Here is a 14,204-nt window from a genome sequence, read left to right as displayed (position 1 = left end):
TAACAAATTTTCACCGCACCAAACCACCGACCCGAAATCGAGAGGAACGCGAGCATGGACCCGATCCTCGAACGCATCCAGACGATGACGCGGCGGCACTTCTTCGGGCGGGGGGCCGTGGGCCTGGGCACGGCGGCCCTTGCCTCGCTCTTGCCCGATCGAGCCGCTCAGGCGACCGGGGCCGATCAAGACCGTCCGGCCCTTTCGTCTGGAGGTCTACCCGGCCTGCCTCACTTCGCCCCGAAGGCGAAGCGGGCCATCTACTTGTTCATGTCCGGCGGTCCCTCGCAGCTCGACTTGTTCGACTACAAGCCGACCATGAACGAGTGGTTCGACAAGGATTTGCCCGAGTCGATCCGCCAGGGGCAGCGTCTGACGACCATGACCAGTGGTCAGACTCGTTTCCCGATCGCTCCGTCTCGGTACGAGTTCAAGCAGCACGGCAATTCGGGTGCCTGGGTCAGCGAACTCTTACCGCACACGGCGAAGATGGTCGACGATCTGGCCATCGTCAAATCCATCAACACCGAGGCGATCAACCACGACCCGGCGATCACCTACATCTGCACCGGCCACCAGTTGCCCGGCCGAGCGAGTATGGGCTCTTGGCTGGGCTACGGCCTCGGTTCCATGAACGAGAACCTGCCATCGTTTGTGGTCATGACCCCGACCTGGACCGGGCGCAAAGATGCTCAGGCACTCTACAACCGGCTCTGGGGTTCCGGCTTCCTGCCGAGCAAGCACCAGGGGGTTCGGTTGCGCACCGATGGTGACGCCGTGCTGTTCCTGTCGGACCCTCCCGGAGTGAGTTCGACCAAGCGGCGACGGATGCTCGACTCGCTGGCGACCCTGAACCAGAAGCACTACGACCAGTTCGCCGACCCCGAGACGCAGGCCCGCATCGCCCAGTACGAGATGGCGTTCCGGATGCAGTCCTCGGTTCCCGACCTGATGAACCTGGCCGACGAGCCCAAGCATATTCTTGATATGTACGGCCCGGATGTACAGAAGCCCGGAACCTTCGCCTACTGCGCTCTGATGGCTCGACGCCTTGCCGAGCGTGATGTGCGCTTCGTCCAGTTGTTCCATCGCGGCTGGGACCAGCATGGCAACGTGGCCGGCGACCTGCCGAAGCAGTGCCAGGACATCGACCAGCCCTGCTGGGCCCTGGTTCAGGATCTCAAGCAACGAGGGTTGCTGGACGACACGCTGGTCATTTGGGGAGGCGAGTTCGGTCGCACGATCTACTGTCAGGGCGGCCTGACCCGAGAGAATTACGGTCGAGACCATCACCCGCGCTGTTTCACGATCTGGATGGCAGGTGGCGGAATTAAGCCGGGCATCGTGCATGGTGAGACGGACGACTTCAGCTACAACGTCGTCCAGGACCCTGTCCACATCCACGAGATGAACGCCACGATCCTGCAATGCCTGGGGATCGACCATAAGCGTCTGACCTACAAGTTCCAGGGCCTCGACATGCGATTAACGGGTGTTGAGGATCACAGGCCGGTTCAAGCCTTGCTCGCCTGAGCTTTCCAGGTCATGCTCAAGAGGCCCGCGGTTGGCTTCGGCCGGTCGTGGGCCTTTTTGCATCCAGATCGACCGCTTCCTGAGATTGAGGAACCTCTGGGATGAACGCCCCTGCCCTGCTCCGCTGGACCGCGTCGCTGACGCTGGGCCTGCTCCTGATCGCGACTGAGTCAATGGCCCAGCCTCAAGGGTTCAACTACGACGAATCCAAGGTTCCTAACTATTCGTTGCCCGATCCTTTGCTGTCAGAGGACGGCTCGAAGGTCACGACTCCCGACGAGTGGCGCCAGTCAAGGCGTCCCGAAATCCTCCGTCTCTTTGAGGATTACGTTTACGGCAAGACTCCGATCGGTCGACCCGAAGGGATGCGATGGGAGGTCTTCGACTCGGCCGACGATGCCATCGACGGACTCGCCAGGCGCAAGCAAGTGCGCATTTTTTTCACCGAGGACGACGATGGCCCTCACATGGACCTCCTTCTTTACACCCCGGCCGATGTCGAGGGGCCGGTCCCGACCTTCCTGGGCTTGAATTTCCGAGGAAATCACACGGTGTTCCCTGACCCTGCGATTCGATTGCCGGAGGGGGGGGATGAGTCCGTCCGGGGAGAGCGGCGGGGGAGATGGCCGGTCGATACGATTGTTTCGAATGGCTACGGCCTGGCGACGATCTGGTATTACGACATTGATGCCGATGTGAAGGATCAGTGGAGCGACGGGGTCCACCCCCTGGCGTATGCCGAAGGGCAGACTGAACCGGGCTCCGGCGAATGGGGATCGATTGGTGCCTGGGCCTGGGGCCTGAGCCGTGCGCTCGACTACCTGGAAACCGATGATCATGTCGACGATTCCCGGGTGATCGTGATGGGCCACTCGCGACTGGGAAAAACCTCGCTCTGGAGCGGGGCTCAGGACGAGCGGTTTGCGCTGGTCATCTCGAACGACTCGGGATGCGGTGGTGCGGCTCTGAGCCGCCGTCGGTTTGGCGAAACCGTTGAGCGGATCAACACCTCGTTTCCTCACTGGTTCACGGATCGGTTCAAGCAATTCAACGGGAATGAGGATGAGTTGCCAGTGGACCAACATATGCTGATCGCGTTGATTGCTCCCCGGCCTGTTCTGGTTTGCTCGGCCGAGGAGGATCTTTGGGCCGATCCTCGGGGCGAATTTCTCTCCGCCAAGCATGCCGCTCCGGTCTATGAATTGCTTGGGACTGATGGCATGGCAACTCGGGAGATGCCTGGCCTCAACAATCTGATTTCGAGCACGGTCGGATATCATATCCGCCCTGGAGGCCACGATGTGACCGATCGGGACTGGGAGGTCTTCATGGAGTTTGCCAACACGCACCTTCGTCCGCACGCCTCGCAGTGATCGACGTGTTGGCCGCGTTTGGTGACGATCACGAGGCGCATCGGGGCCGATTCGAAGTCCATCAAGACCCGTTGCGCCGATCGAAGGCAGGGGAGAGAGATGAGATTCCCTCGCGTTCCTGCCGTTTCCTGGGGGCGGTCGTCGGAGGGCCGGCTCTTTGGGCCGCATAAGTCATACGAAGGGCGTTCGGAGCAGCACACTCACAACCGCCCCGGGTTCGAGTTCCGGCTTCGGGATGGACGGAGAGTCTTTCTCTCTCCGGTCCTTCCGGAAGATCGTCATCGGCTCGAAGCGGGATTTGAACAACTGTCCGATCAATCTCGTGTGTTTCGCTTCTTCCGCCAGCGCGATCAACTCAGCGAGGCGGAGATTCGCCAACTGATCCAGGTGGATCAGGTCGATCACGTGGCCTGGTGCGCGCTCGATCTGCCCGACCCACCCTTCGACGGACTTGGAAGCGGCCGGATGATCCGGGATGAAACCGATCCGCAGTCGGCCGAGGTCGCGATCACCGTGATCGACGCCGCGCAACGGCATGGGCTGGGAACGGTTTTACTGGCGCTCCTCGTCCTTCGAGCGAGGATGCTGGGGATCAAGCGGCTCAAGGCGTTCGTCTTGCCGGAGAACACCGTGGTGCTTCAATGGCTTCGGAGCCTCGGATGGACGGTTGTCCGGGACGAGGACTCGCTTGAACTCGAAGTCTCGACCGTCCCCGAGTCATTGCAGGCTCCGGTGTCTCTTGCCCGCCAACGGTTCCATCGGCTTTTGGAGGAGATGGAACCCCTGTTGAGCGAATGTTTGGACGCAATGGCGCAGTTCAGGCCCTCCGATACGCCGGGACCCATCCGCGACGTGTCGGAGAACAAGGATTCCACGCCGGAATCGGGCGAGTCCGTCTGACCGAGGGATCACCTTTTCGGCTGATCCCTCGGTGCGATTGAGGTGGCTCAATCGTTGAAACCAAGACCCTTCGTCGTGGTGGGGATGCGGCAGAAGTGCATGTCGGCCGTGACGTAAAGCACGGATCCGTCTTCACCTCCGAAGGTGCAGTTGGCGGTGGCCTCGCCGGTCTTGAGCGTGCCGAGATGGGTGCCGTCGGGAGCGAAGATCAAGACGCCGCCGGGTCCGGTCGCGAACAGGTTTCCGTCTCGGTCGACGGTCATCCCGTCGGGGAGGCCTTTTTCCTTGCCGACCTGATCGGTGGCATCGGCAAACACCTTCCCCTCTCCCAGGGTGCCGTCATCCTTCAGGGGAAAGGCCATCCAGATCGCCTTTTCCGGGTCGGAGTTGGCCACGTAGAGGATGGATTCATCGGGTGAGAATGCAATGCCGTTGGGACGGGTCATCTGATCGGTCAAGAGGGTCAGGGTTCCGTCGGGCGAGAGACGGTAAACCCCCTGGAAGGGAAGTTCTTTGGCCGGATCATCGACATTTTTCGGCAGGCCGTACGGAGGATCGGTGAAGTAGAGCGAGCCGTCGGATTTGAAGACGGCGTCGTTCGGGCTATTCAAGCGTTTCCCCTGATACGTGGAGGCGAGCGTCTCGAAGGTCCGGTCGTCCTTCAGTCGAGCAACGCGGCGATCCCCGTGCTGACAGAGAATGAGTCGGCCGTTGGAGTCAAAGAGCAATCCGTTCGAGCCCGGCTCCTGACCCGTGAATTGGTCGGAACCGGTGTACCCGCTCGGCTTCAGAAAGGGCTTCAACTCGCCCTTCTTGGTCCAGGCAAAGACAGTGTTGCGCGGGATATCGGAAAACAGGACGGTTTCTTGCTCGGGCCACCAGACCGGCCCCTCGGTCCACTCGAAGCCCGACGCGAGGATTTCCAGCCGGGAATCCGTGGGAATCAGTTCCCGGAAGCGATCGTGCTTGACCTCGATGGTTCCCAGGGAGTCGTACGGGGCGGATGCCGCCTCCTGGGCTTCTGCCGTTGGCATGACCACGAAGGCCAGAACCATCAGGACGGCGGCAAAGGCCCACGACTCGGGCCTTGTCTTGCGATCAATTAGCGTCATGGATCGGCTCCGGGAGAGGCGAGCAGATTCTGCGTTGCCCACGAGACAGCGGGAGGAAACTCACCGGCCCCGCTCGCCTCAAGGCCGGTGGCGACGCTCGAACTTAGTCGAGCCCGGCCCGCCGGGCAACGGGCCGGCACGGGGCGAGGGGGTTCCCCGAACGAATTTCTTCCCGGAGAGGCGATGACCGCGCGATGGGACGGCCGCTCGCTCGGAGGTTCAATGCGTGCCCGTGGCAGGCAACTTCATGGGCAAGGGAGCGCGAATTGAGGTGTTCTGCACAATCGACGACTGATCATGGCGAGGCGTGAGTTCCCGGAAATGCGTGACACAATTTCGCCCCCGTTGCTTGGAGCGATAGAGTGCCTGGTCGGCGTGATCAAGCAGCATGTCCGGGGTTGCGGTCGATGGTCCCGACGTCCCGACTCCGAAGCTCGCCGTAATCGGAGCGGATCGCCAGACCCGATCGGCAATGGATCGTCTCAGCCGCTCGGCCAGGGCAATGCCTTCCGGAGCACTCACCCGAGGTAACAGCACCACGAACTCCTCGCCTCCATAACGCGCAATGAGATCGCGATCTCGAACATTCGCCCGCAGCACGTCTGCGACTCCGATCAGGACCTCATCGCCGGCCGGGTGTCCATAAGAGTCGTTGTACTGCTTGAATCGGTCGACATCGAGGAGGATGACAGTCAGCGGTTGGGACGATTGGTGACTGAGGGTGAAACTTGACTCAAACAGCCGATGAAAGTGTCGGCGGTTTCGGAGGCCGGTCAAGGCGTCGGTGATCGCCATGTCTGCCAGCCGCTCGTTGCGGAGTTCCAGTTCCTGTTTGAGCGTTTCGAGTTCGTCCGAGCGGCGAACCAATTCTTCCTGCATCTCCAGAATGCGACGGGCAATCTCGACCCGAGCCACCAACTCGTCAAGGTTCAAGGGTTTGCTCAGGAAGTCGTCGACCCCAGCCCGATAGCCCGCCATCCGAGCTTCGAGTCCCGAGCGCGCGGTGATGAGGATAAAATATGTGTAGAGCGATCCCGAACGGCTCCGGAGTCGTTGACAGAGCCCTAACCCGTCAATCCCCGGCATCATCCAGTCAGAGATCACCAACCGAATCGATCGATCCGCAACCAGACGCATCTCCGCCTCCAGTCCATTGGGGACGACCTCGATCTCGTGACCAAGCCGCCGCAGCGCACCGACAATCAGGGTTGCGCTCACCGGATCATCTTCTGCCACAAGGATTTTCATCAATTCCATCGATTGTCGAGTCTGAAAGTGGGGAGTCGATCGAAATGGTACGTCGAGGGTTGCACCGCCAGGACCAGCCCCCCTGAACCATCTCTCCGGCCAAAGAACCCTAGATCGCTCTTTCCAAGAGAGCCGGACGGTGTCGAAACAATTCGACTCCTGGTGATTGCATGCAACGCGGAGAGGGGTCGGGTGTTGGTTTTTCGACGAGCTGGTCCCTGGACAGGCGTTCTCACGACCGCTAAACTCACTTCCATTGCAAGGTCTGCGAAAGCTGCACCAGGGATCGGATACTCCGGAAGGAACCTGCAGGGATGGCCAGCTCCGACATCGTGATCCGGGGCGCCCGAGAACACAATCTGCGGGACGTTTCCTTGCAGTTGCCTCGTGGTGCTTTGATTTGCTTCACCGGAGTGTCGGGATCGGGCAAGAGTTCGATGGCGTTTGACACGCTGTATGCTGAGGGGCAGCGGCGCTATGTTGAGAGCCTATCGAGCTACGCCCGGCAATTTCTCGGACAATTGCCAAAGCCCGATGTGGATCGGATTGACGGGCTGAGCCCTTCGATTGCCATCCAGCAGAAGACCGGAGGACGAAACCCGCGCAGCACGGTTGGAACGATCACCGAGATCCACGACCATTTACGCGTCCTGTTCGCGAGGGTTGGCCGGCAGCATTGTCCGGCGTGTGGGCAGCTGGTCTCGGCTCAGACCCGGGAACAGATTGTTGCTCAAATTCTCGATCAACCGAGCGGAACGCCCATTACCCTGCTGGCTCCCATCATCCGAGGGCAGAAAGGGGAACATCGCGATCTCTTCACCGATCTTTCTCGCGCGGGTTATGTTCGGGCTCGGGTCGATGGCCGGATTATCGCTCTCAGCGATCCTCCGGCCCTTGATCGTCAAGTGAAGCACGAGATCGAGGTCGTGATCGATCGGATCAAGCTTGGGCCTTCGGTCCGATCGCGACTGGCCGAGGCGGTCGAGTCTGCCTTGAAGCTTGGTGGCGAGACGGTAATCGTGGCGATCGAGGATCAGCCGGATCTGGTCCTCTCCTCCCGGTACGCCTGTGTGCCGTGCGGGATCGGCTTTGATGCGCCAAGTCCGCAACTGTTCAGCTTCAACAGTCCGCAGGGGATGTGTTCCTCGTGTGATGGGCTCGGCATTCGCCACGACTTTGCCGCTGACCTGCTCGTGCCCGACCCGACCCTGTCGGTCTGGGAGGGGGCCATTGCTCCGCTTGGGCCGGTCAAGAAACTCGGCAAGTGGAAGCGGCACCTCTTCGAGGGGTTCGCCTCGAACCTCGAAGCCGACGAGGGTGGACCGAAGAAGGGAACGATGCTTCGTTCCCCCTGGGAAGAGCTGGCTCCCGAGTACCAGAACGCCTGGCTGTACGGTACCGGCGATCGGGTCATCGTTTACCGATGGAAGAGTCGGAGCCGCCAATGGGCTCACCCGGGAACCTGGAAAGGCATCGCCAACGAACTCCTGGAAAAGTACCAGCATTCCAAGGGAGGTCCGCACCGAGCAGGGCTCGAGCCGTACATGAGGAGCATGACCTGCCCCGAATGCAACGGAGCCCGCCTCAACTCGCGAGCGCGCTCTGTCCGGGTCGGCGATCGCTCCTTGCCCGAACTGGAAGCCCTCGACCTAGGAACCCTCTCACGCTGGTTCGAGCGTCTCAGTGGGACGGGGAAGGCCGAACGCTCCGACGAGCCCGAGCCACTGGATGCACGATCACTGACGATTGCCGAGGAATTGCTCAAGGAAATTCGAGGGCGATTGCGGTTCCTGACGGATGTCGGTCTGGATTACCTAACGCTCGATCGCTCGGCTCCGACCCTGTCCGGGGGAGAGGCTCAGCGAATTCGGCTGGCCAGTCAGGTCGGGGCCGGGCTGGTCGGGGTGCTTTACATTCTCGACGAACCCTCAATTGGGCTGCATCCGCGAGACAATGATCGCCTGATCGCCACGCTCCAACGGCTTCGAGACATCGGGAATACAGTTGTCGTCGTCGAGCACGATGAAGACACGATGCGCGCGGCCGACTCGATAATTGACTTCGGTCCCGGCCCCGGCATCAAAGGGGGAGAGGTTATTGCCCAGGGCGATCTGGCAACAATTTCCAAACATCCCAACAGTCTGACCGGGCAGTACCTCTCGGGCCGGAAGTCGATCGCGGTGCCAACCCAGCGACGGGGCCTCTCAGAGAATGTGGTGCGGATCGTTGGGGCGCGACAAAACAACCTGAAGTCCATCGATGTCTCAATCCCCCTGGGCCGGTTTGTTTGTGTGACGGGCGTGTCGGGGTCGGGAAAGAGTTCGTTGATTGGTGAGATTCTCCGGGAGACGCTTTCACGCGATCTGAACGGAGCAAAAACCGATCCGGGTCTGCACGATCGAATCGAAGGAGTTGAACAGCTCGATAAGCTCATTGATATCGACCAGTCGCCGATTGGTCGAACCCCTCGATCGAATCCGGCAACCTACATCAAGCTCTTCGACGAAATCCGAGATCTTTACACGAAGCTCCCCGACTCGAAGACCCGAGGCTACAAGCCCGGAAGGTTCAGTTTCAACGTCCCTGGAGGTCGTTGCGAAGCCTGCCAGGGGAACGGGTCGAACAAGCTCGAGATGGATTTCCTGGCCGATGTCTGGGTCACCTGCCCTGTCTGCGAAGGGAAGCGATTCAACCGCGAAACGCTTCACTGCCGGTTCAAAGGCAAGAGCATCAGCGATGTCCTCGAGATGGATGTTCAAGAGGCACTTGAGCACTTTGCGAACGTTCCAAAAATTGGGGTGATGCTCAAGACCTTGCACGATGTCGGCCTCGACTATTTAAAACTTGGCCAACCCTCGCCAACCCTCTCCGGCGGCGAAGCCCAGCGAATTAAACTGGCCCGCGAACTGGTACGCAAGGGGACCGGCAAGACGCTCTATGTCCTCGATGAACCCACGACCGGCCTCCATTTTGAAGACATCCGGCGCCTGCTCGACGTGCTCCACGGGTTCGTCGAGCAAGGAAACACCGTGGTAGTGATCGAGCACAATCTCGACGTGATCAAGACCGCCGACTGGATTCTCGACCTTGGCCCCGAAGGCGGGGCCGGTGGAGGGCGGATTGTTGCGGAAGGAACGCCCGAGGAGGTCGCCAAGGTCCGCGACAGTCATACCGGAAAAGCACTCGCCCGGGTTCTCTGGCCCGATTCGAGGCGTTCCTCTCCGTCCACCAGGGGAAAATCACCAAAGCGATCCGTCAAGGGTCGACCAACCCGCGAACTCAGTGCGATTACGATCGAGGGGGCCTCGCAACATAACCTGAAGGGGGTCAACGTTCGCCTTCCGCGGAATCAGATGACGGTCTGCAGTGGGCCGAGCGGCTCGGGAAAAACCTCGCTGGCCATGGACACCCTGTATGCCGAAGGTCAGCGACGCTATGTCGAAAGCCTCTCCAGCTACGCTCGGCAATTCCTCGCACCGTTGCAGAAACCCAAGGTCGAGCGGATTACAGGGCTATCTCCCGCGATCAGCATCGAACAGAAAACCACCAGCAAAAGTCCCCGATCAACCGTGGGGACTGTAACGGAAATCCACGATTACCTGCGCATTTTGTTCGCAAGACTTGGGCATATGTATTGCCCAGCGTGTGGAATTCCGGTGGGCACGCAGACCTCTGACGAGATCGTCGAGAAGATTCTCCATCATCCTGAAGGAACTCGCGTTTACATCATGGCCCCCCTCGATCGGAATGAGGGGGAGGATTATGAAACGCTCTGGAACGACCTGCGCGGTTCCGGGTTTGTGCGGGTTCGAGTCGATGGCGTCTCCCACAACCTCGAATCCCCTCCCCAGCTTAACCGTCGCGAATCGCATTCGATCGAGGTTGTGATCGATCGGGCAATCATCCGACGTTCGACCCGCTCTCGACTGGCCGACGCGGTCGAGGCAGCCCTGGATTTGGGGCGGGGGGTGATCCACGTCGCCAAGGTCTCGGAGGAGATTGACGAGGCGAACTGGCCCATCCGTCGCTTCAGTCAACATCGCTCCTGTGATGGCTGCGGACGAAGCTTTGAGGAATTGTCGCCTCATCATTTCTCGTTCAATAGCTCGCTTGGCTGGTGCCCCTCGTGTGAAGGCCTGGGAGTCCAACTTGGTGCCGATCCGGCGGCCCTGATTCCCGATGGTCGTAAGAGTCTTCGCGGAGGGGCTGTGGCAGTCTGGCCCTCGTTCGACGAAAACCCGATGTTCGCCCGGATGATCGCCGGACTGGCCGATCGGTTGGGAATCGATCTCGAAACTCCCTTTGAGGATCTCGAAGCCCGTCATCGCCGAATGATTCTCTTTGGTACGGATGCGACCTGGTTCGACGTGCCGCCACTGGAAGATGCCGGAGGTTTTCGCTTCCAGTACAAGGGCCTTTTCCCTGCGCTGGAGGAGGCGGGGCGGCTCTCCTACCTCTATCGGGCAAAGCTCCGCGGAATGGTGGCCGAAACCTCCTGCTCGACGTGCATGGGGGGACGGCTGAGAGACGACGCGGCCGCGGTTCGGTTCAAGGAGTTTACGATCGATCAGATGAGCAACTGGCCGCTCAGCCGTGCGCTCTCATTTTTTCAAAAGCTTAAGCTTTCCGCAGATGAGCGGCACATTGCGGGCGACCTGATTCGGGAAATCCGCGATCGATTGAAATTTCTGGTCGATGTTGGGCTGGATTATCTGTCGCTCGCTCGATCAACCCCGACTCTTTCCGGAGGGGAAAGCCAACGGATTCGTCTGGCCAGCCAGATCGGTAGTGGCCTGACCGGCGTTTTGTATGTGCTCGATGAGCCGACGATCGGTCTGCATCCGCGAGACAATGCTCGACTCTTGCAAGCACTTCAGCATCTCAGGAATCTCGGCAACACGCTGGTGCTCGTTGAGCACGATCGTGAAGTGATTGAGGCGTCCGACCATCTGCTCGATTTCGGACCCGGTTCCGGCGACCTCGGCGGTCGGATCACCGCGCAGGGGCCGCCGAGCAAGGTTCGCAACATCTCGAAGTCGTTGACGGGGCGCTATCTGAGCGGTCGCGCCTCGATTCCGGTTCCGTCGAATCGACGCAACCCGGAGGGAGCGGCCCTGGTGATTCGCAATGCGAGACACCACAACTTGAAGGGAATCGACGTTGCGTTCCCGATCGGTGTTGTTACGGCGGTCACGGGGGTCAGTGGCTCCGGGAAAAGCTCTCTGGTCGAAGATATTCTGATGAAGGCGTGTGCTCAGCACCTTCACCGATCGCAAGTGGTGCCTGGCTTGCACGACGCAATTGAGGGAATCGAGCTTATCGACAAGATGATCGGCGTGGATCAGACGCCGATTGGAGGCACTCCGAACTCGACTCCCGCAACGTACACTGGAGTCTTTGACCTGATCCGGGAACTGTTTGCGAAGCTGCCAGAGTCGAAAATTCGCGGATACGGCCCCGGCCGCTTCAGTTTCAACGTTCCGGGCGGTCGCTGTGAAGCCTGCGAAGGAGCAGGACAAACCCGGATCGAGATGCACTTCCTGCCCGATGTCTGGGTGCCTTGCGAGTCTTGCGGAGGTGCCCGATTTACCGGTGAAACCCTGGCCGTCACCTATCGAGGCAAGTCGATCTCCGATGTTCTGACCATGAAGGTTGATGCGGCGCTTGATCTGTTTGCCGCGGTCCCCAAGATTCGCCGTGTCTTACAAACATTGCATGATGTGGGGCTGGGATACGTCGCGCTGGGCCAGTCGGCACCTACCCTTTCTGGAGGGGAGGCACAGCGAATCAAGCTTGCCGCCGAACTCGCCCGACCACAAACCGGCCGGACGCTCTATGTTCTTGATGAACCGACGACCGGCTTACATTCCGACGATGTTCGAAAACTGCTCGATGTCATTCATCGCCTTGCGGATCTTGGAAATACGGTGGTGATCATCGAACATCATCTTGATGTGATCAAGACCGCGGACTGGGTCATCGACCTTGGCCCGGAAGCGGGAGAACAAGGAGGTTCGGTCGTCGCCGTTGGGCCTCCTGAGGTGATCGTCGCCAATCCCATCACTTTGACCGGCAAGGTGCTCAAGCCAGTGCTGGAAGCGGGGCCGCTCACTCCTCGGAAGGTCTACGATCCCGTCGCCGAGGCTCGGAAGGAGCTGGCTGACGCGCGTCGGGTGGCGGAATCGATCGGGGAGGTTGAGGCAATCGCCCCTCCCTGGGAAAGCGATGGCCGGCGCTGGCATACTCAGGATCGCTTGACCCGCACCGGGAAGCCGGCTCGTTGGGATGGCCGGATTCTCGATTTCATCGTCGATCGGCTCAAGCAGCTACGTTCCTTCGATGAACCGGACTGGTCGAAACGCACCCTCGTGCGCGTTTGCTTACCCAATGCGCCACGGATGACTCCGCCGTTCTTTGAAGCGAGTACGGGTCAGGAATGGGTGGTCACGCTTCGCTTCCGTGTGCCGGTGAGGCAGTCTCAGAACCTGAACCGAATTCAGGAGGAGCTCGGGCTCGAACCGTTCGAGTCCCTGAAAACTCCCGTCCTCTGTGATGCCCCTCGGGTCTCGGCCGGATTTGCCGGTGCCGGGTTTCGAGAAGTGGTCATCATGGCACACTCGGCTGAAGAACTCTGCACCCCTGCGTTTGAATCGTTCATCGACCAAATGGCGCACGGATACCTGGGGCAATCGGTCAAGGACGAGTGGGGCGATGCCAAGGCCCGTGTGGCGACCTTGATGGGGGGATCGGATCGGAATTGATGGGTCCCAAGGTCGATGGGAGCCATGCCTGGGCGTTTGTCCCACCCGAGAATGGTTCGTGAAACGGGTGAGTGTTATTGTCTTGGAACTTCGACCGATCGCAGCAGCTCGCCCAGCAAATCATCAACGCGTCGTCCCTCGATCTCGGCCTCGGGGGTCAGAATGACCCGGTGTCGAAGCGCCGGGAGGACAACATCGACGACATCATCCGGCACGACGTAATCGCGGCCTTCAAGGGCCGCTGAGGCTCGAGCCCCCCGAAGCATTGCCACGCCGGCTCGCGGAGAGGCCCCGATGGAGAAAGCCGGCCATTCTCGGGTCCGTCGCACAATGGCCGTGATGTATTCGATCAGTCGATCGTCGGCGAGGATGTCGCCGCAGCGCCGTTGCATGTCGAGGACTTCAGCCGGAGAGGTGACAGTCGCCACTTGCTCGGTGAGGATCGAGTCGGGGCTACGGCCCTCGGTATGAAGACGAAGGATGTCGGCTTCTTCTCGCGAGGAAGGATAATCGGCCACGAGTTTGAAAAGAAAGCGATCGAGCTGAGCTTCGGGAAGGTTATACGTACCCTCCGATTCGATCGGGTTCTGCGTGGCCATGACCAGGAAGGGAGGCTCCAGCAGATGGGCCTGACCATCGACCGTGACCCGCGCTTCCTGCATGATTTCCAGCAGGGCCGCGTGAGTCTTGGCTGGAGAGCGGTTGATCTCATCGGCCAGGAGTAATTGGGTGAAAACAGGGCCAGGTCGGAATCGGAAGGCGCCGGTATGTTCCTCGTAGATGGAAGTCCCAGTAATATCCGAAGGCATCAGGTCCGGAGTGAACTGAATTCGGTTGAATCGACACCCGAGCACTCTCCCAAGGACTCTGACGAGCAAGGTTTTTCCGAGGCCAGGCACACTTTCAATCAGGACATGCCCCTGAGCGAGCAAGGCGATCAGGACCCCTCGAACCAGCGGTTGCTGGCCGACGAAGACCTTGTCGATTTCCTGCTTGACGCGAGCGGCCCACGTCGCAACTTCGGTGTTCGAGGGATCGTCGGTGGGGTTCATCAATCATTCCGGCCTGGGTTCGACTGTTCGGCAGATGTGGTCTTCGGACACACGGAGTCCGGACCTCGGAGCAGGAGACGAGTCCGGCAGTCGGCGGTCGGCTCTATGAGACGACTCGGCGGGAGGTCTGGTCAAGAAGTCAGTCCGAAATCAGTCGGCTGGTCACGTAGAACGAGCCGGACGACCCTCTTGCAAGGGCCGACCGGCTCGCGAGGCTGGAGTTGC

The 14,204-nt window shown here is 60.3% G+C and carries 7 protein-coding genes; 4 read left to right on the top strand and 3 right to left on the bottom strand.

Features of this window, described 5'->3' with window-relative positions:
• Positions 1-54: 54 nt before the first annotated feature.
• The 3 genes from GA615_RS07980 to GA615_RS07970 all read left to right on the top strand — a co-directional run bounded on the left by GA615_RS07980 (position 55) and on the right by GA615_RS07970 (position 3,806).
• Positions 55-1,533 (top strand): DUF1501 domain-containing protein, encoded by a 1,479-nt coding sequence (locus GA615_RS07980; protein WP_152050754.1) that lies wholly within the window; start codon positions 55-57, stop codon positions 1,531-1,533.
• Positions 1,534-1,634: 101 nt separating this feature from the next.
• Complete coding sequence (locus tag GA615_RS07975) at positions 1,635-2,906, top strand: glucuronyl esterase domain-containing protein (protein WP_152050753.1); 1,272 nt, start codon at positions 1,635-1,637, stop codon at positions 2,904-2,906.
• 99 nt (positions 2,907-3,005) lie between these two features.
• Complete coding sequence (locus GA615_RS07970; protein WP_152050752.1) at positions 3,006-3,806, top strand: GNAT family N-acetyltransferase; 801 nt, start codon at positions 3,006-3,008, stop codon at positions 3,804-3,806.
• Positions 3,807-3,853: 47 nt separating this feature from the next.
• On the opposite strand, the gene GA615_RS07965 is transcribed toward GA615_RS07970, so the two are convergent.
• On the bottom strand, positions 3,854-4,918 hold the full coding sequence (locus GA615_RS07965) for an SMP-30/gluconolactonase/LRE family protein (protein ID WP_152050751.1): 1,065 nt from the start codon (positions 4,916-4,918) through the stop codon (positions 3,854-3,856).
• A 219-nt stretch (positions 4,919-5,137) separates the two neighbouring features.
• Positions 5,138-6,166: a GGDEF domain-containing response regulator gene (locus tag GA615_RS07960; protein ID WP_152050750.1), complete on the bottom strand. Its 1,029-nt coding sequence runs from the start codon at positions 6,164-6,166 to the stop codon at positions 5,138-5,140.
• Positions 6,167-6,480: 314 nt separating this feature from the next.
• On the opposite strand from GA615_RS07960, the gene uvrA reads away from it, so the two are divergent.
• Complete coding sequence (uvrA, locus tag GA615_RS07955) at positions 6,481-12,927, top strand: excinuclease ABC subunit UvrA (protein WP_152050749.1); 6,447 nt, start codon at positions 6,481-6,483, stop codon at positions 12,925-12,927.
• A gap of 74 nt (positions 12,928-13,001) precedes the next feature.
• On the opposite strand, the gene GA615_RS07950 is transcribed toward uvrA, so the two are convergent.
• Entirely contained in the window at positions 13,002-13,979 is a 978-nt protein-coding gene (locus GA615_RS07950) for an AAA family ATPase (RefSeq protein ID WP_152050748.1), read from the bottom strand.
• Positions 13,980-14,204 lie beyond the last annotated feature (225 nt).

Origin of the sequence: Tautonia marina (genome assembly GCF_009177065.1) — a bacterium.
In the GTDB taxonomy this organism is placed as follows: domain Bacteria; phylum Planctomycetota; class Planctomycetia; order Isosphaerales; family Isosphaeraceae; genus Tautonia; species Tautonia marina.
This window is presented reverse-complemented; position numbering and strand designations above follow the sequence as displayed.

Bases quoted from the DNA above. Each gene is read 5' to 3' on its own strand.
- GA615_RS07980 (WP_152050754.1), top strand. From the start codon at position 55: ATGGACCCGATCCTCGAACGCATCCAGACGATGACGCGGCGGCACTTC.
- GA615_RS07975 (WP_152050753.1), top strand. From the start codon at position 1,635: ATGAACGCCCCTGCCCTGCTCCGCTGGACCGCGTCGCTGACGCTGGGC.
- GA615_RS07970 (WP_152050752.1), top strand. From the start codon at position 3,006: ATGAGATTCCCTCGCGTTCCTGCCGTTTCCTGGGGGCGGTCGTCGGAG.
- GA615_RS07965 (WP_152050751.1), bottom strand. From the start codon at position 4,918: ATGACGCTAATTGATCGCAAGACAAGGCCCGAGTCGTGGGCCTTTGCC.
- GA615_RS07960 (WP_152050750.1), bottom strand. From the start codon at position 6,166: ATGAAAATCCTTGTGGCAGAAGATGATCCGGTGAGCGCAACCCTGATT.
- uvrA (WP_152050749.1), top strand. From the start codon at position 6,481: ATGGCCAGCTCCGACATCGTGATCCGGGGCGCCCGAGAACACAATCTG.
- GA615_RS07950 (WP_152050748.1), bottom strand. From the start codon at position 13,979: ATGAACCCCACCGACGATCCCTCGAACACCGAAGTTGCGACGTGGGCC.